This window comes from Rouxiella sp. S1S-2, from assembly GCF_009208105.1.
Classification (GTDB): Bacteria; Pseudomonadota; Gammaproteobacteria; order Enterobacterales; family Enterobacteriaceae; genus Rouxiella.
Map to the genome: position 1 here is coordinate 836338 of NZ_WFKL01000001.1, position 22258 is coordinate 858595.

19 protein-coding genes, 1 tRNA gene and 2 pseudogenes are annotated in these 22258 nt (G+C 43.5%); 10 read left to right on the forward strand and 12 right to left on the reverse strand.

The annotated features are described in order from the left end of the window. Window positions 1-5 precede the first annotated feature (5 nt). Genes GA565_RS03925 through GA565_RS03935 form a run of 3 tightly spaced genes read left to right on the forward strand, consistent with a single transcriptional unit; the run spans window position 6 to window position 3469 of the window. The gene (locus tag GA565_RS03925) at window positions 6-896 is read left to right on the forward strand and encodes a glycosyltransferase family 2 protein (protein WP_152197422.1); all 891 of its coding nucleotides are present in this window, start codon (window positions 6-8) and stop codon (window positions 894-896) included. A gap of 20 nt (window positions 897-916) precedes the next feature. Beyond that, a complete protein-coding gene (locus tag GA565_RS03930) occupies window positions 917-2197 on the forward strand; it encodes an oligosaccharide flippase family protein (protein ID WP_152197423.1) in 1281 nt (426 codons plus the stop codon). 36 nt (window positions 2198-2233) lie between these two features. Then, complete coding sequence (locus GA565_RS03935) at window positions 2234-3469, forward strand: EpsG family protein (RefSeq protein WP_152197424.1); 1236 nt, start codon at window positions 2234-2236, stop codon at window positions 3467-3469. A gap of 25 nt (window positions 3470-3494) precedes the next feature. Here GA565_RS03935 and GA565_RS03940 read toward each other — a convergent pair whose 3' ends face one another. Then, the gene (locus GA565_RS03940; protein ID WP_152197425.1) at window positions 3495-4556 is read right to left on the reverse strand and encodes a glycoside hydrolase family 43 protein; all 1062 of its coding nucleotides are present in this window, start codon (window positions 4554-4556) and stop codon (window positions 3495-3497) included. A 54-nt stretch (window positions 4557-4610) separates the two neighbouring features. Between GA565_RS03940 and GA565_RS03945 the strand changes: the two genes are divergently transcribed. The 3 genes from GA565_RS03945 (at window position 4611) to GA565_RS03955 (ending at window position 8271) form a co-directional block, all read left to right on the forward strand. After that, complete coding sequence (locus GA565_RS03945; protein ID WP_152197426.1) at window positions 4611-5492, forward strand: beta-1,6-N-acetylglucosaminyltransferase; 882 nt, start codon at window positions 4611-4613, stop codon at window positions 5490-5492. An 81-nt stretch (window positions 5493-5573) separates the two neighbouring features. Further along, on the forward strand, window positions 5574-6740 hold the full coding sequence (locus GA565_RS03950) for a nucleotide sugar dehydrogenase (protein WP_152197427.1): 1167 nt from the start codon (window positions 5574-5576) through the stop codon (window positions 6738-6740). 403 nt (window positions 6741-7143) lie between these two features. Then, on the forward strand, window positions 7144-8271 hold the full coding sequence (locus tag GA565_RS03955; protein WP_152197428.1) for an acyltransferase family protein: 1128 nt from the start codon (window positions 7144-7146) through the stop codon (window positions 8269-8271). A gap of 44 nt (window positions 8272-8315) precedes the next feature. On the opposite strand, the gene GA565_RS03960 is transcribed toward GA565_RS03955, so the two are convergent. Together GA565_RS03960 and GA565_RS03965 are read right to left on the reverse strand one after the other, a co-directional pair. Beyond that, complete coding sequence (locus GA565_RS03960) at window positions 8316-8990, reverse strand: YecA family protein (protein WP_152197429.1); 675 nt, start codon at window positions 8988-8990, stop codon at window positions 8316-8318. Between the two features lie 305 nt (window positions 8991-9295). Continuing rightward, a pseudogene (locus tag GA565_RS03965) lies at window positions 9296-9439 on the reverse strand (LysR family transcriptional regulator); the annotation flags it as partial. 71 nt (window positions 9440-9510) lie between these two features. On the opposite strand from GA565_RS03965, the pseudogene GA565_RS03970 reads away from it, so the two are divergent. After that, window positions 9511-9802: pseudogene (locus GA565_RS03970) on the forward strand (hypothetical protein). A gap of 50 nt (window positions 9803-9852) precedes the next feature. Here GA565_RS03970 and gstA read toward each other — a convergent pair. Then, window positions 9853-10479 carry a glutathione transferase GstA gene (gene gstA, locus GA565_RS03975; protein WP_152197430.1) on the reverse strand — a complete coding sequence of 209 codons (627 nt, stop codon included), beginning with the start codon at window positions 10477-10479 and terminating at the stop codon, window positions 9853-9855. A gap of 114 nt (window positions 10480-10593) precedes the next feature. On the opposite strand from gstA, the gene GA565_RS03980 reads away from it, so the two are divergent. Then, on the forward strand, window positions 10594-10926 hold the full coding sequence (locus GA565_RS03980) for a helix-turn-helix domain-containing protein (RefSeq protein ID WP_152197431.1): 333 nt from the start codon (window positions 10594-10596) through the stop codon (window positions 10924-10926). Window positions 10927-11070: 144 nt separating this feature from the next. Here GA565_RS03980 and GA565_RS03985 read toward each other — a convergent pair whose 3' ends face one another. From GA565_RS03985 to GA565_RS03995, 3 genes are all read right to left on the reverse strand, one after another. Further along, window positions 11071-12291, reverse strand: coding sequence for a multidrug effflux MFS transporter (locus GA565_RS03985; protein ID WP_152197432.1), 1221 nt, complete (start codon window positions 12289-12291; stop codon window positions 11071-11073). A 269-nt stretch (window positions 12292-12560) separates the two neighbouring features. After that, complete coding sequence (locus GA565_RS03990) at window positions 12561-13274, reverse strand: SDR family oxidoreductase (RefSeq protein WP_152197433.1); 714 nt, start codon at window positions 13272-13274, stop codon at window positions 12561-12563. A 17-nt stretch (window positions 13275-13291) separates the two neighbouring features. Continuing rightward, window positions 13292-14041 carry an SDR family NAD(P)-dependent oxidoreductase gene (locus tag GA565_RS03995; protein WP_152197434.1) on the reverse strand — a complete coding sequence of 250 codons (750 nt, stop codon included), beginning with the start codon at window positions 14039-14041 and terminating at the stop codon, window positions 13292-13294. A 263-nt stretch (window positions 14042-14304) separates the two neighbouring features. Here GA565_RS03995 and GA565_RS04000 point away from each other — a divergent pair, with 263 nt between their 5' ends. Continuing rightward, window positions 14305-15228 (forward strand): AraC family transcriptional regulator, encoded by a 924-nt coding sequence (locus GA565_RS04000; protein ID WP_152197435.1) that lies wholly within the window; start codon window positions 14305-14307, stop codon window positions 15226-15228. A 159-nt stretch (window positions 15229-15387) separates the two neighbouring features. Here GA565_RS04000 and GA565_RS04005 read toward each other — a convergent pair whose 3' ends face one another. The 3 genes from GA565_RS04005 to GA565_RS04015 all read right to left on the reverse strand — a co-directional run bounded on the left by GA565_RS04005 (window position 15388) and on the right by GA565_RS04015 (window position 17649). Then, window positions 15388-16452 (reverse strand): SNF2-related protein, encoded by a 1065-nt coding sequence (locus GA565_RS04005; RefSeq protein ID WP_370518089.1) that lies wholly within the window; start codon window positions 16450-16452, stop codon window positions 15388-15390. Window positions 16453-16571: 119 nt separating this feature from the next. Next, window positions 16572-17306: a DUF6216 family protein gene (locus tag GA565_RS04010; RefSeq protein WP_152197436.1), complete on the reverse strand. Its 735-nt coding sequence runs from the start codon at window positions 17304-17306 to the stop codon at window positions 16572-16574. A gap of 266 nt (window positions 17307-17572) precedes the next feature. Beyond that, a tRNA-Ile gene (locus GA565_RS04015) sits at window positions 17573-17649 on the reverse strand. A 143-nt stretch (window positions 17650-17792) separates the two neighbouring features. Here GA565_RS04015 and mug point away from each other — a divergent pair. Next, window positions 17793-18293, forward strand: a complete 501-nt coding sequence (gene mug, locus GA565_RS04020) for a G/U mismatch-specific DNA glycosylase (RefSeq protein ID WP_152197437.1) — start codon at window positions 17793-17795, stop codon at window positions 18291-18293. A 93-nt stretch (window positions 18294-18386) separates the two neighbouring features. Here mug and rpoD read toward each other — a convergent pair whose 3' ends face one another. Both rpoD and dnaG read right to left on the reverse strand, forming a co-directional pair. Next, window positions 18387-20225, reverse strand: coding sequence for an RNA polymerase sigma factor RpoD (gene rpoD / locus GA565_RS04025; protein ID WP_152197438.1), 1839 nt, complete (start codon window positions 20223-20225; stop codon window positions 18387-18389). Window positions 20226-20445: 220 nt separating this feature from the next. Continuing rightward, entirely contained in the window at window positions 20446-22191 is a 1746-nt protein-coding gene (dnaG, locus tag GA565_RS04030; protein ID WP_152197439.1) for a DNA primase, read from the reverse strand. Window positions 22192-22258: the final 67 nt, after the last annotated feature.

The following is a 22258-nucleotide window of genomic DNA, read 5'->3' on the forward strand; positions in this document are numbered from 1 at the left end:
AGTAAATGAAAGATAACTTTAAGGTTTTTGCGCTTGTTGTTGTAAAAAATGAAGGTGACATAATCTTCGATACTATTGAATCAGCCACCGTTTGGGCTGATAAAGTATTTATTATCGATAATATGAGCACTGATAGTACATGGGATAGGTTAAATGAACTTAAAGAGAAACATGATAATGTTGTTCTTTGGGGACAGTATGGCGGCAAGTTTAATGAAGGTTTACGTCAAATACTATACCGAGAGTATAGAAGTTTTTCGAGCACCAATGATTGGTGGTGTCGTTTAGATGGTGATGAGTTCTACATTGATAATCCCAAAGAGTTTTTAGGTAAACTACCTTCTGACGTTGATCATGTTTACAACGCTTCATTCCAGTATTACTTCACAGAGCACGACTACAAATTTCAGTTATCACTAGATAATAGTAATGATTTTACATATAAAAATTTAAAATGGTATAAATGTAATCATTCTGAAATCCGATTTGTAAAAAATAAAAATAATCTATGTTGGACTCAAGAAGAAGGATGGCCGTGCAATCTGCTGAATGCTGCAACCTCGAGAATAAGGCTGAAACATTTTCAGTATAGAACGATTGAACAAATCAAAAATAGATTTTTAGTTCGCAGTAGAGAGTTATCCGGAGATACCTTCAAACATGAAATCGTATCTGAGGAGGTTTGGTATAAACGTCGTGGTTTCTCATTGCCCAAAGAAGATGAGCTAAGAAAACATCGTATTGTGAGCGTTAATGATTTATCAGATTCTGAACAATATGAATATATTGATAATGAACTGCCAAAAATAGTGCATGTAAGCCTAAAGAAACGGTTAAAATGTTTGGTGGTATCAATTTATATGAAATATTTTAATAACTTTTTATTTAAGCTTTAAGTGTATTCTAGGGGTAAGGTTTGAATAAGAAAGTACTATACAACTCGCTATGGATGATGCTTGAAAAAGTAATATCTATATTTGGTCTGATATTTGTCACATCATTTGTTGCAAAGTATGTTGGTCCTACAATATTTGGTGAGATAGCATACGCCACTTCGTTATTTCAGATAATACAAGTATTAGCCCAATTAGGTAGTGACGTTTTAATTTTTAAAAGAGTATCTCGTAATGAACGCTCTGGGATAAAGTTGATAAACGCTACCGTAATGTTACGCGGGCTTGTATATATTATTGCTTCTATACCTGTACTGTGGTATTTTTACGAAAAATATGATTTAACCAGTTTTGCGTATGTTTTTTCTGTCTTTTTATCATGTTTGTTCTTTTCTTTAGATGTTTTTGCTATTTATAACGACGCGAAATTAGAGTCTAAGAAAAATACAATGGTAAATATGTCAGGGTTAACTATCAGTCTGATAATTCGCTGGTTCATTCCTTTCTTAAAACTTAATCCATTATTCCTGTGTATACCTATTGTATTAACAAGCTTAATACCTTTTTGTGTTAGATTGATTGCTTATAGAAAGAATTTTGCCATCAAACCAAAATTTCAGCGGCATAGAAGAAAGTATGTAAATTACGTTCTTGTATGTGGCGCAAGTCTGGTAATTTCGACTTTATCTGTAGCAATCTATCCTCGACTCGGGATGTTGATACTTGGCAGCATGGAAAGTTCTAAAGCAGTTGGAATATTTTCTGTTGCTGCTACCCTTGCAGGGTCTTGGGCATTTGTTTGTAATTCACTGATTACTTCATCTCTACCGAGCATATTCAGAGAGAAAGAGGAAACAGACACGATATTCAAAACAGCAGGTTTAAATCTCGTTATTATATTTGTCTCACTACTTGTTATTCTGGGTTTTTACCTTCTAGGACAAATGATTCTAAAATTGTTGTACGGAGATCAATTCTCATTATCTTACATACCTCTTCTAATACTCTGTTTTTCAACTTTTATCAGTTTATTAGGAACCATATCTGCCAGGATAATTGTTAAATACTCTGGTTATACATTTTTATCGAAGAAAATGATATGCGTGACGATTCTAAGTGTAGCGCTGAATTTCATATTTATAAATATGTATGGAATAGTAGGGGCAGCTATTGCTACTCTTCTTACAGAAGTTGTATCACTTACCGTACTTAACTATTTCTTTAAAAGAGGGATAATATTTAGGCTTCATCTTGCTACGCTATCATTTTGGCCCATTTTTAAGAAACTAAGATCTAAAGCATAGTGATGAACTAAATGTTGATTTATGGGTAATAAATAAATGAAAATTAGTAAATATCTACCTTTAAGTATAGTCGCGACATTCTTTTTACCAATTGCAGGCTTTGTATTTTCAATCGCCGCGATCGGCAAAAAGGGTATGAATAGAATGCCTTTTATACTTATATCTTTTTTTTATTTTTGTTTCTTAATTAAAATTCCTCCTTATGGAGATTCGTATCGCCGATTTCTTGACTTCGAGAGCTTTACAACAGCAACCAGCGCTCTTTCATTTTTAAGCGGTCATCCAGATGTATTCTTTTATCTGACGATTGTTATTTTCAAAAGTTTGAGTTTACCTTATTTCATATTGCCTGCAACTTATGGCGCAATGATGATCTACTTTGTCCTTTGTTCATTAAGAAATGGCACAAAAATTGTAGATATAGAGATGAGCGGTAAAAAGAAATTTATTTCTTTTTTAGTTATACTTTCTGCCTTCGATATTATAAATTTTGCCTTGGGTCTACGTTTTGGCCTTTCAATCGCCATTTCCGTTTATGGCGTAACAACATATTTTTCAGGTTCTAAGAAAAAAGGGTTATTAGCCATGATAGTGGCAATAACGGTGCATTTTTCTATGGCACTTGTTCTAATGTGTTTTATAGCGAGTAAATTCATTACACTGAGTAAGAAAAGCGTTATACCGCTTTCAATTATGGCGTTTCTAATAAGTGCAACCGCATTGCCATTTATATTGAATCAGTTCAGCTTCTTGAGTGTTGCTCAATATGCATTGAGTGGTTATGTCGAAAGTGGTTGGGCAGATGCATCAACTAATCTAAATACATTGGGTGTGTTTTTAGTTCGAAACTTACTTCAGTTTGGTGTACTGGTTCTTTTCTTGCTGGATAAAAACAAATATCCTAAAATTGATAATTTCTTGTGTTTACTTATCCCTGTCACCTTTTTGATGTCATTGTCATTTTCGGCAGTTCAACGATACTTGGTTGTTTGTAACCTCATTTTATTATCAAGGGTTTTACCTTCTTACTACGACGTTATGTTTAAAAAGAAAATGATACTTATATTCTTTACTGGATATATTGTTCTATCAGGTCTCCTTTTAGATATTTATGTACAAAGGATCGCGATTATTTGGGGGCAGCTGTGGAAAAGTTACTATACTTCTCCTATTACGTTGCTTTATTATTCAGATCAAGACTTTAAAAACTATCTGAAAGAAGTTGGTGCGGATGGAAACTGGGTTAAAAATAAACAAGGTGTCGGAGGCTAAATTATTAGCCCCCTTGAACACATAATTAGTTTGTTACTGTAGGGCGGCCATTGATTATGTCTACAGGTAGCCAGACGTAGGTACTTTTCCAAAGGTTAGAGAAACCACCGTTACTTATATCCCATTGGTCCATTAATAAAATATTTCGTTGGCTTTTGGGATCAAAGAACAGGTAGCTTGGCTGAGCATTAAATAAGGTTCCAGCTGACACCTTTCCTTCAGACACAACAGGGCTGCCTAACTCAGTCCATGGGCCCAAGATGGAGTCTGCCTCTGCCACTCTTGGTGGATTAGGTTTATACCCTGTTAATCCAGAAGTGATAAGGAAATATTTACCATTGGCTTTAGTAATGGTTGGCGCTTCATTTTGCTTGCCTACCAATATGCGTGAGTATTTTGGCGAGAAAGATTTATAATCATCAGATAATTGAACTACTTGTAATGAATAGTCATCTTCACTTTCATATATCAAATAAGCTTTTTTATCGTCATCAACAAAAGCTGTTAAATCTCTCACCTGCTGGCCGTTGGGTAAATAATTGTTAAATTTTTCGTTGGCTTTTTTTACAAACCAGTTGTTGTTGTCTTGTTTGAAATTCTGAATAGGTTGAACGTCTTTATTAGGCCTAGATGCACCAATGAAATTATAAGGTCCTGTTATTGATTTTGATGAAGCGACACCCGCAAAGCCTTCAGTGAATTTTCTATTGGGCTCCATGTGGAACCACATAATGTACTCTTTATTCTTCTCATTATAAATTATTTTGGGGCGTTCAAGATCCCAGTTCTGTGGGTCATTTGAAACATCTAGTATGACTCCGTCATACTTCCAATTTTGCATGTCTTTCGATTCATACATTGTAACTTTCTGATTGCTATCCCAATGTGCATTATTTTTAGGTTTCGGGCTTCTATATTCTCCGTACCAATAATAAGTGCCATTTTTATAAATTACTCCACCAGAGTGGGCATTTATTAAATTACCATTAACATCATTATTGGTACTTAATAGATTCTCTGCTGCTGATGCGGGATTAGTAATCGCAAGAGTAGATGTTATTAATGCGATTAATCTTAAATTTTTCATTTTTTACCTCTTGAGTGAGTTAATGCAAGTATCTCTCTGAGAGACAAGGTGTTTATGAATAAGATCATAGCTATAGTTTGCCATAAAGTCACGGCTCCACTCGTTCATACTGTTAAGTATCTTTCATCATATAATGATAATACAGTGATATTACATGTTGATGCTAAATCAAACGTAAATGACTTCGTTTTTCTGTCTAAAACAAACGTCATTATTTTAGAAGATAGAGTTGATATACAGTGGGGACGATTCTCTCAGATTGCGGCTACGCTAAAGTTGATGGAATTTTCATTGAAATTCAACTACTCATATTTTTTCCTGATATCTGGTGATGATATCCCGGTTATGAGTAATGACACTATCGATGCCTTCTTGAATGACCATATGGGTAAAGAATTCATTCATTACCAGGACTCAAGAAACTCCTATGTTGATCCTGAAGAGCGGGTTAAGTATCTCTATCCCGAGGCTTTTTATAATAGGAAGTCCGGCATTACGGTTTCCGTAACGAGAAAGTTTCATAAAATATTTAAGAATATTCTTTTTATCAATAAAAATTTTACCAGTAATCAGCATCTTTTCCCTAAGCTTTTTAAAGGCACAAATTGGTTCACTCTAACCAAAGATGCTGTGCAATTTATCGTGGAATATACAGAGAATAATAAGACTTTTGTTAGTGTTTTCCAGCATTCTCTGTGTGCCGATGAAGTGTTCTTCCACAGCATACTGAAAACCAAACCCAATATTAATATTTACCATGATGATTCCGCCATCAACGACGCATTACGCTACATAGATTGGGTTTCAGGCCCCGAATACCCAAGAGTACTCAATGTAGTCGATCTAGACAAAATCAAAGATAGCCGTGCTCTTTTCGCGCGAAAAATAAGCCCAACCGCTGACCAAGAATTCATGAATTCTTTCATAAGAAGCTGAATTTCGGTCATTCATTGATTTTCTATCAATGTTTTGTGGCTTATAATTTTAGGATTATTTTAACTTTATTGTAGGTTGCTAATGAAAATTACTATCGCCGGTACAGGCTATGTCGGTCTCTCAAACGGCATACTGCTTGCGCAGAACCATGAAGTTGTGGCCCTTGACATCGATCAGGCCAAAGTTGATAAGTTGAATAACAGGGTTTCACCAATCGTCGATAAAGAAACCGAAGAGTATCTTGCGACTAAAGAGCTTAATTTTACTGCAACTACTGATAAACAGAAGGCCTACCAGGGTGCTGATTTTGTCATTATCGCTACGCCAACGGATTATGACCCCGTGTCTAACTACTTCAATACCAAAAGTGTTGAAGCCGTAGTTAATGATGTGCTTGCCATTAATCCACAAGCCACCATCGTTATCAAATCCACCATTCCGGTTGGATTCACTCGCAGCCTCAAAGAAAAGCTCGGCGTTGATAACATTATCTTCTCGCCTGAGTTTCTGCGTGAAGGCCGTGCGCTTTACGACAATCTCCATCCGTCGCGTATTGTTGTTGGTAGCAAGAGCGATAAGGCCAAGACGTTTGCTGATCTGCTGGTTGAAGGCGCGATAAAAAAAGATATCGACGTGCTGTTTACTGACGATACTGAAGCCGAGGCGATCAAACTCTTTGCCAACACCTACCTGGCACTGCGTATTGCTTACTTCAATGAATTAGACAGCTATGCTGAACATCATGGCCTTAACAGCCGTGAGATTATCGTCGGCATCGGCCTTGATCCTCGTATTGGTTCGCACTACAACAATCCTTCATTTGGCTATGGTGGTTACTGCCTGCCGAAAGATACCAAACAGCTTCGTGCCAACTACGAAAACGTGCCTAATAACATCATCAACGCGATTGTTGATGCTAACCGCACCCGTAAAGACTTTATTGCCGACAGCATTGTTCAGCGTAAACCTAAGCGCGTAGGCATTTACCGTTTGGTGATGAAAGCAGGCTCTGACAATTTCCGTGCTTCTGCGATTCAGGGCATCATGAAGCGTATCAAGGCTAAAGGCATTGAGGTAATGGTTTACGAACCGGTGCTGGAAGAGAGTCAGTTCTTCAATTCACCTGTGACTCACGACCTGGCCGAGTTAAAACGGGAATGTGACGTCATTATCGCCAACCGCTTGGTTGATGAGTTGAAAGATGTCGCGGACAAAGTGTATACCCGTGATTTGTTCGGCAGTGACTAATTCATTCACAATAGATAAGCCCGCTAGCCGGGCTTTTTTGATAGCTATTATACAAACACTTTTCCTCATTTATTCCCTCCTATTTATTCCATCCTCTATCCTCAATGCTACTACACAAAAATTTTCATATTTACTAACTCTTAAAACATCCACTTTTATATTTGCGTGTGGGGCTATTTGTGATTGATGAAATAGATAGTGATTTTTTAAGTATTGAAGTTTGAATGGTTAATGTTAGAAGTTCTGAAATAAATAATTGTATGAAAATTAACCAATCGAGCCGTTGAGACCCGCATTGTCGTATAAAAATGCTTTTAAGCGCTCGCTTTATCTAATACCATTGCTAAGACATATGGAGTTTTATCCTCAAAGTAAAAAAATATTTTAATGGAAAGTAAGTTTAATGGAAAAGCAAGAGTTTTTACCAGAGCGTTCTATAGGTCTTGATTTGTTCAGAGCCTTATTGATTCTTATCGGAGTTTTTGGTCACTCATCCCAGCTAATATATAATGGAACGTGGTGGTATTATTCATCTGATAAAGAATATCCACTTCTTACCAAATCAATTTTTGAAGTAATCCATACTTTTAGGATGGAGGTGTTTTTCGTATTGTCAGGGATTTTTGCTGCTATGGTGATAGCAAGAAAAGGAATTAATTGGTTCTATCTCAACAGGATAACTAGGGTTTGTGTTCCTTTCTTATGCTCATTCATTATAGTTAGCCCACTTATATCGATAGTAACAGCATTTGTTAATGATGCGCCTATTGATAGAGAGCTAATTATTAACTCATACTTTAATTTGAATCATTTGTGGTTTCTTTTATCTTTGACGTTAATATCTTTCTTGACTCCGTTTAAATGGCTTGAGGGCATTTCTAAGAAAATTACAAAGGAAAATGCGGCCTATATATTGATTCTTTGTTATTTGCTTTCTTCTGCTTTGTTTTTCGTAAAATATTTGGTTCGAGAAATGGGGGTTGAATCTGAGATAATCCCTGTAACGCTCAGATTCTGTGTGTTCTTTTATCTGGGATGTTTTATTTATAGTCGGCACGAGTGTTTTGAACACCTTTCAAAAGGCTGGCTTCTTTCGTGGAAATCATTGGCAATTATGACGTTGATAATGGTCTTGATTTTCTACGTAGTCAGAGTTGATGAGGTTTCAGGACCCGCACGTTATCTAGGTACATTACTTGGCGGAGCCTATTCAATTGCACTATCGTTAAAGTCAATATTTTTCTTTAGAACCCTTAAAATCAGAAATTCTACGTTTATTTCATCAACGATAAACTCGGCTCTAATTATATATATCTTTCACTTCCCACTAACTTTCTATTTTGGCTGGTTGCTTAATTCCATTATTCCGAATAGCTCGCCCACTATTTACATAGCCTTGGTTGGAACTATCAGTATTGTATTTTGCTACCTGCTATATACATTGTTGAAACGTAGTAGCGTGGGGGCATTTATCTTCGGGCTTAAGTTTAAAAAGAATACAGTAGCAAAATTAGCGACTCCACAAACTTGATTCGAGATGAAAAAAAGCCACCAACAGGTGGCTTTTTTTCATCTCTACTGCAAACAACAGCTCTTATATTTTTTCCCACTGCCACATGGGCAGGGGTCATTGCGGCCAATCTTGGGCGCAGCGATAACGGGCGTTAAGGCCGGCGCTTCAGGCTCATCGACTCGCTGTGTTAGCCAGTAGTCATGCAACGCCAAAGCCGCAGGTTTGATTTTTTCAATACTGAGCTCGACTTCTTCCTCAGTCATTTCTTCAAGCACTGGCGCATTTTCTTCACTTCCGTGTAGGGCAATGGCCTTCAGTGCAGGCTCTAGCGATGCCGGCAGTGCTGACCAGTCATCCAGCGACCATCCCCGCATATAGCCGTAACACCACTCTTCTACAACTGTATACTCAACATCATCAATCTCGTGAACGCCAAAAAGGGGTTCGAATTGATCCGGATATTCAGTCAACCGGTCGGAAATGTCATTCATATGTTGAAAGGACAGCTCCATAAAGCGATTAAGCTCACGCTCAGACGCCCATTTTGGAATATGTTCCGGCCCGCCCCACAGCGCGACTAACCATTCGCTCGGTTCGATCATTCGTGGGCCGGAGAGGATGGCGGTCAGCAACCCATCCAACTCGGCGACGTCAACCACAGATGTGTCATTGCCGTACTTCTCCAGCACGTCCTCAAGCCATTCCAGCTCTTTCTCGGTTAATGGTCCTTCTTTCATGCTGTTCTCTCCCATGGAGTTTATTATCTAAGCAGGGGTTCTACTGCCGGTAATATCTTATCCCAGTTTATGTAGATCAGAATTGCTGCGGATGCTGCGATGATGAACAACCATTTTCCAAGCATGTCTGCACCTCGTTTCTCTGAGATTGATAGTCGGCTTTCTGTCTGTCGATCATTATAAAGTACTTGGCGAGTCATCATCGATCAAAAAGATTGCATGATTTTACCAAGGAGAGAAAATGCATCCCTCTGTCAGCTTTGATTTTTTGCAGCAACCCCTTTAAGAGCCTGCTTCAACCAATCACTGGCTGCGGGATCAAACGCTGCCTTTGGCGAAAGGTTTTGATTCAGCGAGGTGAGCGCCGTAGCAATTGCCGGTGCCAACTGACAGGCATAAACGCTGGGAGACATCCGGTGGCCTTCGCGATGAAAAAGCGGATCGTTCATATTGCACTTAATTCATTGAACTGTACCGCTTATGCTTGCCGTCATCAATCTGAAGAGAAAAGGGTAAACATATGGATATCAGCATTCGCCAGGCACGCGCCTCCGACGCCGACGCAATTTACAACATGATTGTTGAACTGGCAGTCTATGAAAAAGCACCGCAAGAAGTCGTCACTACCCCGAACGAAATCAGAGACACTTTGTTTGGCCGTTAAACGCCAGTGTGGGCGCCTTGAGTGGGTGGTGCTCGACTGGAATAAGCCAGCGATAGATTTTTATCTTAGCATCGGCGCTCAACCTCAAAGCGAGTGGATCCGCTATCGTCTCAACGGCGACGCGCTGGCGAAATTTGCCGAGAATTGATCAGGCCTATTTTATGACAACCCACTATTAAGTGGGTTTATTTTTGTGTATTAGAACAGCAGCAACTCAGCCCTCATAGATTCTTGAACCGTTGGGCGGCTTATAACGCGCGTGTACCACGTCGCCAGATTTTTTAAATCAGTTAAGTCGGCATCCAGATTATAAACAGAGGCCATCCAGTCGGCTTTAACCCAACCCGTGAGGGCAAATAGATAGCCATCCGCGACAGTAAACTGACTTCCCATCAGAAATTGTTTGTCCGCAAGTTGTTTATCGATCCAATTAAAATGAGTGAGCAGTTTGGTTTTCGCAATATCAAAGTAATTGCCCGCACCGTAGAAAAGAGGGATCGACCCTTTATGAATCTCGGTAGAGAGAAAGCTTAGCCACTCTTGTAAACGATAGCGTTCAATAGTGCCATTCTTCGGCGCCAGGCCGGATTCAGGTGCCAGATCGGCGATGTACTGTATTAACGTCGCCCCTTCACGAAATACTTCGCCATTCTCAATTTGAAGGGCGGGGACATATCCCAGCTCATTTATTTTGTAGTAGTCCTGTCCGTTAGCGTATTTGTGCGTCTTGGTATCAACACGAATTAATTCAAAATCTAATCCCGCTTCGCGAAGGGCAATATGCGGAGAGAGGGAACAGCTGCCGGGAGAAAAATAAAGTTTCATGCGTATTTCCTTACTGAGCGTTAAGGTAGGCCAGAAGGTTAACAACGTCGGTTGAAATTTGGAAGAAGGCACATTAATGTAGTGTAGGTACATAAATTATACTGGGTTTATAAAATGAAAAGCGTTGTTTCCGGGTGCTCTGTTGAAGAGGCGATGAACTTAATTGGCGGCCGATGGCGATTATTAATCGTTTCCTATCTCCTGGAAAAACCTAAAAGGTTTAGCGAATTACGCAGAGACATACCGGCAATTTCACAGCGTATGCTCACCATGGATTTACGTGCGTTAGAAGAGGCAGGGCTTGTTCTGCGGACCGTTTTCCCTGAAGTCCCGGTTAAGGTTATTTATAACTTAACGCCGGACGGACTCAGGCTGGAAAAAGTGATCAACGTCGTTCAGGAACTGGGCCTGTGGCTGAAAGGGCGAAATGAAGGCGTTGAGTGCTGATGTGATGGCGATCTGGGGCTGCTTAACGCTTCCTGGTTAAGCAGCCGTTGTAATCTTTAACCTGTGTTCATCGCGCTGAAAACTCTATCAGTAAAATCCGCTCATTTCTGATGCTCAGCTATTTCCGAGCTGGTCTTTGTGTTATCAGTTTTTGATAGCAGATTGCTCGCTGCCCATTTTTGTCGCTTGCATGGTCAGCGCTATCACTGCGCTTGCTAGCGTGAAAGTGGCCATTATCCAACCCATTGTCCACGGTGTTCCATCGCTGAACAGGGCAAGTAACAAAGACGAAATAATCCCGCTCCCGTACTGCAGCGCGCCTATTAGTGCCGATGCCGAACCCGCTATATTGGGGGCGGCATCCAATGCACAAACCGTAGAGGTCGCAGAAATAATTCCATTCATGCAAAAGAAGATAAATACTGCACCCACAATCAGGCTAATCCCGCCGAACCCCAGTCCGGTAGCAGCAGCAAGGACGACGGCAGCAAGGGCGGCGACGAATATGGCAAACTTGAGCAAGGCTTCAAGGGGATAACGATGCACCAGCCGTCGGTTAACGATGCTTAACGCCATTACCCCGACAATATTGAACGCAAATAACCAACCATAATGCTGCGGGTCAACGCCGAAGTAGGTGATGTAGACAAAAGGGGACCCGGTAATAAACGCATAGGCAGCGACATAGTAGAATGTCAGGCATAGCGTAAAACACATAAATTTGGTGTTGGTCAGCAACTGGTAATAATTGTATAGAGCGCCAGATAAAGATGCCTGAACGCGTTTTTCTTCAGGCAATGTCTCGGGCAGCCAGAAGACAGAAATAAGCATTAAGGTACCAATAATCGCCAGCAGCCAAAAAATAGAATGCCACGAGGTCACAGTAATGATTTGCCCACCAAGCAGCGGCCCGACGATGGGCGCAATAGCCATAACCATCATCAGGGTGGAAAGCATGTGTGCTGCTCGAGTACGGCTATACAGGTCGCGGATCATCGCTCTCGCTAGCATGGGGCCCGTGCATGCCCCCAGAGCCTGAAATACGCGCCAGAAAACGATTTGTACAATATCTGATGATAAGGCACAGCCCACAGAACCTATAACGAACAACACTATGCCAACGAACAGTGGCAAGCGTCGACCAAAATGGTCACTGAGTGGTCCCCAAATTAGTTGCGCAATGCAAAAACCGATTAAGAAACCTGTGACCGTTAACTCTGCATCGCCCTGAAGATCTTTCGCCATCACAGGCATGGCGGGTAAATAAATGTCGGTTGATAAGGAGGTTACTGCCATTAATGCACTGAGAATGATAATAAAAGGCAGTCCCGTTGTTTTAATGGATAGTACTTGGGAATGGAACATGGAGGTCCGTTTTTTCAGTAGTTAGATGAGCTATATTATCAACACTGTGGCTATAGATAATCTATTGCGAGCGGATAGGCCTTATGAGAGAAACTCACTAATAAATAATGATCAGAATAATAAACCGGATACTCAGGATGAGAACACCTTGAAGGTGGGATCAGAATTAAACAACCAGCAGCCCAGACAGGAAAAACTTGCCCTGTCCGGGTCCCTTAAAGCAGTAAGGAGTTAGCCCGCATTTAATCATTTTCTGCGGGCTAAACAGGTCACCAAGGCCAGGTTTTGTTTTCGTAATCAAGGTAGAGATGAGTATTGTCGTGACGATGCTGTTCTATCACGTCAGCCATGCCTTTTACACTGGTCTTCACATCAATCTCGGCTTCTACTGCACCATCCAGTGTACCCATAGCAGTGGCTACCCAGCCCGGATGAATGGACAAAACGGTATGGCCTGCACCTTGAATATCCATATAAATACAGCGAGCTAGCATGTTGAGTGCCACTTTACTGGCTCGGTATAATTCAAGGCCAATTCCCGGCTCATCGTTGGCCGCGATGCTGGCCCTGTGAGAGGTCATAAAGCACAACGTTCCCTGAGGACTGAGCGTCGGGATCAAATGCCGAGCCAGACGTGCCGGACCAAAGGAATTGGTCATCATAATTTGCTGGAATTCCGTATCGGTGGCCTGCAAGACAGACTGGTGTAACGGGCCAAAAATTCCGGCGATCATGAAAATTACGTCAAACTTTCTCACGCCAATCTGATTCATAAACGGTTCTATCCGAGTTTTGTCGGTGACATCAATCGGCGCTGAAGAGAGTTGGCCCGGATAAGATTTACTTAATGTTTCCAGGGATGCCAGATCAGAGCCTGGATAATAGGTGGCAAAAACCTCCCATCCCCGAGATAAATAGAATTCTGCCAGACCAAGACCGAGACCTCTTTCTGCCCCTACAATCAAAATACTTGAGTTGTTCATTTTATTACTCCAGATAATTATTGTGCTGTGTATCCGCCATCTGCAACCAGAACGGCACCGGTTACAAAGCTGGCCTTGGGTGAAGCTAGCCAGACAATAGCTTCAGCGATTTCCTCGGGCTGAGCGACTCGGCCGAGTGGGTGCGCATGCCCATAACTGGCGAGCGTTGCGCGGCTGTCTTCAACAATTCCGTCCAGAATATTGGTCTCAACAACCCCTGGGGCAACGCAGTTGACCCTGATATTGTTTTCACCTGCTTCCAGCGAAAGTACTTTTGTCAGCTGAGCAATGGCGCCTTTAGAAGCCGCGTATGCCGCTGTCGTTTTCATTCCCACAATGCTGACGATCGATGCCACATTCACCATTGCGCCTTCGCGGCGTGGTTGCATCACTTTCAGCGCCTCGCGGCACAGCAAAAAATAGCCCCTGGCATTGATGGACATAATGTTGTCCCACTCATCAACAGAGGTTTCAGTAACCTGCTTGTTCAGCGTTTTGCCTGCGTTATTCACCAAAATATCAAGCTGACCAAATGCTGAGCACGCCAAAGACACCGTGTCGATTGCAGATTTTTCGTAACGCACATCGCACACCACTGGGATCACTCGGCCGGGAATCGCCATCATGTTTACCGCTGGATTAATGTCCTGAGCGATAATTCTGGCGCCGTGTTCCAGTAAAAGATTCACAGTGGCCTTGCCAATATCACCGGCAGCGCCGGTAACTATCGCGACTTTATCGTTTAGCCCGAAGGAGAGTTCTTTCATTTTCGGCCCTTAAAAGCAGTGTGGTACTTCGCCATGACTTGCCCGGGAACACTGTCTGTACCCGCAAAAAGCCAGACCCCTAGGGCGTTGCTAGACTGCCTCATAATGTCTTCTCCCTTTCTGTCGTTCGTTGCAGCCAGAATAGAGAAAACGTCATTTAGCAACAATGGCGATAATTTTATAAATATTGCCTATTCCTATATAATTCCGTCAAAAATAGGTGTAAATATCTCAATATATTATTGAATGACTTAGGGGTGTCTATGTCCGGTTTAAGCAATGAGCTCAGGCAAAAACTCATTTCCACCTTGATAGCGCTGACACCTGAAGAAGGATATACGCGTACCTGGTTGAACAAAGTTAAGCTCTTGAGAGTGAACGAATCGATGCCGCATACGCCGGTGCTTTATGAACCTTGCATCGTTATTGTCGTTCAGGGCAAAAAAACAGGCGTTTTGGGAGGACGTGAGTTTGTCTATGACACCCAGCACTATTTGGTTCTGTCGGTGCCATTGCCCTTTACCAGCCAAACGGTCGCCAGTGATAATGAACCCCTCCTTGCGCTTTCTATCTCATTAGATCTGGTGATGATTGCGGAAATATTGTTTGAATTAACGGAGTGCGATATTCCTGAAGCAGAGCCGAACTCTATGCTGTCGACACCGCTAAATGAATCGTTGGGCGAGGCCGTATTCAGGCTGATTCAGGCGGCTTCTGACAAGATTGCCGCTAAGGTGCTCGGTCCCGGATTACTAAAAGAAATTTATTATCACGTACTGTTAGATGTGCAAGGCGGAACGCTGCGGGCTGCCTTGTCAGGCAAGGGGCATTTTGGGCAAATTGCCGTTGCATTACGCACCATTCACGGACGATTTCAGGAGCGTCTGGATGTTGAAACACTGGCAAAACAGGCGGGTATGAGCACCCCGGCATTTTTCGTGCACTTCAAAAACTTTACCGGCACGACCCCAATTCAGTACCTCAAATCGACTCGCCTTCATCAGGCTCGTTTACTGATGGTTAAAGGCGGAGTTTCAGCTGCCGAAGCCTCAATAAAAGTCGGCTACGAGAGTCCGACACAGTTCAGCAGGGAGTTTAAACATTTCTTCGGGCATCCTCCTTTGAAAGAGGCGCAGCGTTTACGTGAATTATTAAAGGTGAAAGCTGAGTCATATTGGCCAGATTAGAGTGGGATTATTAATTGTGGAGTAGAGTAAGAAGGGTGTTGTGGGGTGGGGGAGTTTAATTATGGCTGCGAATAATTAATAAGACTTCCATTTCTATGCCTGTGTTGATAGCCGCAACCTCAGGGGAGATACAACATGCATTATTTTAACGACTGCGTTTTAGTGACATGAGGCTTTGCAATAAACAGTCGAAAGAATGTTCCCGATGACCTTGATTCTATGAAGAATATTGAAGCAGGCCTGCAAACGTGGGGAGGCTTCAATGAAGCTTTGATGATCTCCTGTCATTTCCATCGCTGGGTGAACGGAAACGCCGCGAATATGCTGCAGCATTTTTAATGCAGCGCCTGGCCCGCCTTGTGAAAGTTTAACCCTGGCATTCTCATAGGCAATGGCCTGTCCCTCGGGCATCAAACGGGGATAGAGGTATCGCGTCTTGATGGGCAATTCTTTCGCCACGTCCTCTTTTAATCGCCGAAACGCCAGCGGTGGCAGGCCGTTTTGCGCGTGGAACACTCGCTGATGCAGTTGAACCATATTGCATTCATTAGGCTCGTCGTAATGCTCTTTGAAGTTGCGTAAGGTGTCGAGCGAGCCTGGGGCCAGTTGGTCCATCACCGCCCATAGATCGGCGGTTGCGTTTTCTATAGGGGTCCCAGTTAGCCCTATGCGGTAATCAGCGTTGACTGCACGCCCAGCGTAGCCGCGCAGTGATACCGGGTTTTTAAGTGCCTGAATCTCGTCAAACACTACGGCTGAGAAATTGATTTTGGCGAATGAATGTTGATAGTTTGTCAGCGTTGTATAGGTAGTCAGCATCCAGAAACGATGCCCTTTACCTTCGACTATAGCTTCATGAAGCTGCTTAAAATCAAGCAGCGCGTTTCCATCCTTTGTCTCGATACCTTTGGCGTCAAATACCTTATATTGGCTTGACGCTGAACCATAAAGTCTCATTAAATGGCCCAAACCTTCGGAATCCGTATGTTGCTCAACCTCTGCATTCCAGTTTTCAAGCAACGAAGTGGGTGCAACAATCAGGATTGGCCCGCGCTCTTTGCCTTGATCGGTGCTCACCGCGTTGTTTTCTTTCAGCCATCTTAAAAAAGAAATCGTCTGCAGCGTTTTACCCAAGCCTTGTTCGTCGGCGTTTAGAATAACCTCTTTCTCATTACTATCAAGAGCCCGGCGCACTTTGTCACAAAAGCTTTGCCCGTGTGATATTTGATATGTTCAAAGGTAGTTAATACGAATGCAGTCAGGCTGTGAGCAAATAGCCTACAGCCTCATTTTTGATGCAAATATTAAATTATTATTTTCATTAAAACTAAAAGTTTATCTTATCAAGTTAAATATTGGAAAGATCTATTGTATTCACTTATTATGACCCCCCGAAGTTTTCTTTTATAGAGTAAAGTCAAATAGGCGTTAATAACTAACCAAAGAAGTTGCAATTTTAGAATGGGAAAAAAAATAAAATAAATCACCTTAACATCTTTTGTGTTTTTTATAGCTTTTTCAACCTCGGGGTTTTGGTTTTTCTTACTAACCATCTCGCAGACTACCTCTGCAAGATTTTTAGATGTATTATTCTCCACGGCGAAGTTAGCTGCTGAAATTTTAAGGCATTTTTCGTTATCAATAGTCCATGCTTGTTTTCTGTCGAATGATGTTGCTTTACCATAGGTTATCAAAAAATCCTCTTTAGAAGAATTGAGTGTCAATGCAGCCCAGTTTTCTGGAATTAAAGATATTTTATATAAAAAATACCCTGACACTGACATGCCAGTTATGGCCAAACAGATGAGTAATGATGAAAGGACTTTATCCGACTTAGTAATTATTGGTAGTTCATCTAATGATATTTTTATTGAAAATAACGACATCTTCCATGTTTTTATTTTAGCTTTTTTGAATAACTTTCTTTGATATTTTGGAAACGAATTTAATCTTTTTTTTAATAGTTTATACAAAGCACATGCAGCTGTCAGAAAACTAATAATTCCGGTAATTATTCCTATGGAAGAATTGACGAGATCAATGCTCAATGTTTCATTCATAATATTAACGCTGCTCATGTAGACTCCTTGTCTATTTATATCCTTATTCCCTTTTATCACTTGGAAACTAAAAAGCAACTCGAATGGGCTAATTTTCAGATACCACGTCTGCTAATCAAGCGAGATTAAAAAATTTGAGGTTAGAAGTCTTGTTTGAGACAAGAGCTGGTTAGTTAGTGTACGAGTAAATTGTCTCGTGCGACACTTTTGAGGCAATGTCTCGAGGCAATAAAAAAGCCACTCCTTTAGAAGTGGCTTAGATACCTGATTTAACAGGGAAAATTTGGTGGCCCCTACTGGACTTGAACCAGTGACCAAGCGATTATGAGTCGCGTGCTCTAACCAACTGAGCTAAGGGGCCGCGGTGCAGGATTATACGGTAGTTAGTCACCCTAGGTCTACACCTCAAACGACCGTATGCCTGTTTTATGTTCAACTTTTAGCTTGTTGTTATTGCTGCGAGTTTTTAGGATAGCTACATTAAAAACGGCTTAAGGCTTAAACATGATCACTGACATCATCAGCGCCGATCTGCGGGTGGTTTTCTGCGGCATCAATCCCGGGTTGTCGACAGCCCATCATGGTTTTCACTTCGCCAATTCGAATAATCGCTTTTGGAAAGTGATTTATCAGGCGGGTTTTACCGATCGTTTACTCAAACCAGAGGAGGAACAGCATCTGCTGGATACCGGCTGCGGGATTACGATGCTGGTTGAACGCCCGACCGTCGAAGCAACCGAACTGGCGCGCAATGAGCTTCGCGACGGCGGTGAGGCGCTGAAGGCCAAAATGATGCAGTATCAGCCGTGGGCGCTGGCGGTATTGGGCAAGCAGGCGTTCAGCAGCGCGTTTGGCATCCGCAAGGTGGCGTGGGGGCGTCAGGAGATAACGCTGGGTGACACCGAGGTTTGGGTACTGCCTAATCCTAGCGGCCTTAACCGCGCGACGTTGGACGAGCTGGTTAAAAGCTATCAACAGTTGCACGAAGCCCTAAACGGGCGCTGAGGCGTTTTGGTTAAGCAATTGATGGCAATAAAAAAGCCCCGTCGGAAAATCCAGACGGGGCTTTTGCTTTCAACGCGCGGTTAATCAGAAAGATTAATCGTCGAGGAAGCTACGCAGAACTTCTGAGCGGCTCGGGTGGCGCAGTTTACGCAACGCTTTCGCTTCGATCTGACGAATACGTTCACGGGTAACGTCGAACTGTTTGCCCACTTCTTCCAGCGTGTGGTCAGTGTTCATGTCGATACCGAAACGCATACGAAGAACTTTAGCTTCACGTGCAGTCAGGCCAGCCAGCACGTCGTGCGTTGCTGAGCGCAGGCTCTCGGAAGTTGCAGAATCCAGCGGCAGCTCGAGGGTGGTATCCTCGATGAAGTCACCCAGATGCGAATCTTCATCGTCGCCGATTGGCGTTTCCATGGAGATAGGCTCTTTGGCAATTTTCAGCACTTTGCGGATCTTGTCTTCTGGCATCAGCATGCGTTCGGCCAGCTCTTCCGGCGTTGGTTCACGGCCCATCTCTTGCAGCATCTGACGGGAAATACGGTTGAGTTTATTGATTGTCTCAATCATATGTACCGGGATACGGATGGTACGCGCCTGGTCGGCGATAGAGCGGGTGATAGCCTGACGGATCCACCAGGTTGCATAAGTCGAGAACTTATAGCCACGGCGATATTCAAACTTATCAACGGCTTTCATCAGGCCGATGTTACCTTCCTGAATCAGGTCGAGGAACTGCAAGCCGCGGTTGGTGTATTTCTTGGCGATAGAAATAACCAGACGCAAGTTGGCTTCCACCATCTCTTTCTTAGCGCGACGCGCTTTCGCTTCACCAATCGACATGCGACGGTTGATGTCTTTAACCTGCTCGATGGTCAGACCGGTTTCTTCTTCGATCTGACGCAGTTTTAACAGGCCTCGCTGCACATCTTCAGTCACTTCTTTCAGTTTTTCAGACCATGGTTTAGCCATGGCCAGTGCCGCATCAAACCAAGTTTGATTGGTTTCGTTACCGGCAAACAGGTTAACGAAGTTTTTCTTCGGCATTTTGCACTGTTCAACGCACAGTTTCATGATCAAACGTTCTTGAGCACGAACGCGATCCATCATGGAACGCATGCTGTTAACCAGGAAATCGAACTGTTTTGGCACCAGACGGAACTGTTTGAAAACTTCAGACAGTTTCAGAATTTCTTCTGCAGAGCTTTTGTGGCTACGACCGTTTTTCTTGATAACAGAACGCGTGGCTTCATGTTGTTCACGCAGTTCTGTGAACTTCTGACGCGCCAGCTCCGGGTCGATGCTGTTGTCGTCTTCTGCATCGTCGTCGTCTTCTTCATCGTCGTCTGAATCGTCTAATTCTTCATTAGTCAGTTCAGAACCTACGTGAGTCGCGGTCGGTGCAACATCTTCTTCTGCGTTAGGGTCAACGAAACCGGTGATCAAGTCTGACAGGCGAGCTTCGCCTGCTTCAACACGGTCATATTGCTCTAACAAATAGGTGATAGCTTCTGGGTATTCAGCAACCGAGCACTGCACCTGGTTGATACCGTCTTCGATACGTTTGGCGATGTCGATTTCGCCTTCACGGGTCAGAAGTTCTACGGTACCCATTTCACGCATATACATGCGTACAGGGTCGGTGGTACGGCCGATTTCAGATTCTACGCTTGAGAGCACCTGCGCTGCTGCTTCTGCTGCATCTTCGTCGGTATCAGGTCTATTTTCGGCCAGCATCAAGTCATCGGCATCAGGCGCTTCTTCAAGTACCTGTATGCCCATGTCGTTGATCATCTGGATGATGTCTTCGATCTGGTCGGAGTCGACGATATCTTCCGGCAGATGGTCATTGACCTCAGCAAAGGTCAAATAGCCTTGCTCCTTACCACGGGTGACAAGTAGCTTAAGCTGTGACTGCGGGTTTTGCTCCATAAGACGGTATCCACACTTCAGAGTATTGGGTTGGTGTCGGTCGGCGAAACCGCCAACAATAACATTTGGGGCGTATTTGATTTCGCCGCGGCCCACTATGGCGGCATTTTGCGGGGTAGCATCCCGCTATATATCGGCACTTAAGCCGTTGGTGTTCTTGGTCCTTGCTCATCCATTTATCACGACGGAGGCATCAGGAAAATTTAGTCGTACAACTGCTTTAACGTTTTCTGCGCGCTTCGGTAATGGCCTTGACCTCTTCCCGCTCTTCGGCACTCAAGCCGTCGGTTCGTGAGCGGGCAATCAATGTTTCCAGTCTTTGCACCAATGCCGAGTCAAATAAATGGTCCAGCGCGTCCAGGAATGTTTTTTCTGCAATGTCCCTATCTGCTATATCGTCCCACATTGCCAATATTTCAAGCTGTGGGCCGAATTTATTATCTCGATACATCTCTAGCAACTGTCCGGTTTTCAAGCCTGGCTGGGCGTTGCAGATGTCTGCCAGCTCTTTCAGCAGGTCCAGACCCGGAAGTTTCGATTGCTCTAAACCTTGCAACGAGGGTATAAGTGTAGCCAGTTGTGGATTTTGTACCAGTAACCCTATCAGTATACGCATGGTTGTGCGTTTTAGCTGGGGAGCCTGGTAGCTATTTACACTCTCCGCCGGCTTCGGCATCAGTTTTTCTAACTGGCTATCGTCTAAAATTCCGAGTTTGTTACCTAACTGCTGGCGTAAATACAGTCGCAGCGTCTCGCCTGGCACCTGGCTCACCAGCGGCAGTGCGAGCATACTCAGTTTGGTTCGCCCTTCGGGACTGCTCAAATCTACCTGCGGCATCAGTGTATCAAACAGAAAAGTCGAGATTGAATGCGCCTCTTCCATACGTTGTTCAAACGCCTGCTTGCCTTCTTTACGCACCAATGTGTCAGGGTCTTCGCCGTCGGGTAAAAACATAAACCGCAGCTGTCGGCCGTCCTGCAAATAGGGCAGTGCAGTTTCGAGCGCACGCCAGGCTGCTTCTCGTCCTGCACGGTCGCCGTCATAGCAGCAAATCACGGTGTCGGTCGCGCGGAACAACAGCTGAATATGTTCAGCCGTGGTCGAGGTTCCCAGCGAGGCGACGGCATAATCAATGCCGAACTGCGCCAGCGCGACGACGTCCATATAGCCTTCAACCACCAGAAGTCGGGCGGGTGTTGGGTGATTCACCTGTGCTTCATAAAGGCCATACAGTTGACGGCCTTTATGGAAAATTTCTGTTTCCGGGGAGTTGAGATACTTGGGGAGTGCGTCGCCCAATACTCGTCCACCAAACGCAATAACCCGGCCGCGTTTATCGCGGATAGGGAACATGACACGTTCGCGAAAACGGTCGTAACTGCGTCCTTGTTCGTTAGTAATCAACATACCCGCGTCGGTCAGAGACGTTCTGTCGTCGGCGGTTTTGCCAAAGCGTTTTAACGCGTTGTCCCAGCCCGCAGGGGCGAAACCAATGGCAAAATGGTTGATAACGTCGTCGCTTAAACCGCGCTGCGTCAGATACTCGCGAGCGGGTGCACCGGCAGGCTGCTTAAGTGACTGCTTGTAGAACTCGCTGAGCGGTTCCATTAGCTGGTAAAGACTTTGACGCTGGTGGCGTTCCATAGGGGTCGGGCCGGTGCCAGCTTCATACGGCACTTCCAAACCTTGCATGGTAGCCAGTTCCTCGATGCATTCGACAAATTCGAGTCTGTCGTAGTTCATCAGGAAGTCGACGGCGTTGCCGTGTGCTCCACAGCCGAAACAATGATAAAACTGCTTATCGCTGTTTACGGTGAATGAGGGTGTTTTCTCATGGTGAAATGGGCAGCACGCGTGATAATTCTTGCCTTGCTTTTTTAACTTCACACGAGCATCGATTAAGTCGACGATGTCGGTGCGAGCCAGCAAGTCATTGATAAATACGCGCGGAATTCTCCCAGCCATAAGCCCCTTACTCACTTACCCTTCATCTTTCGCACTGCTGCTGCGTTGGCTCTCCCCACTCAACCCT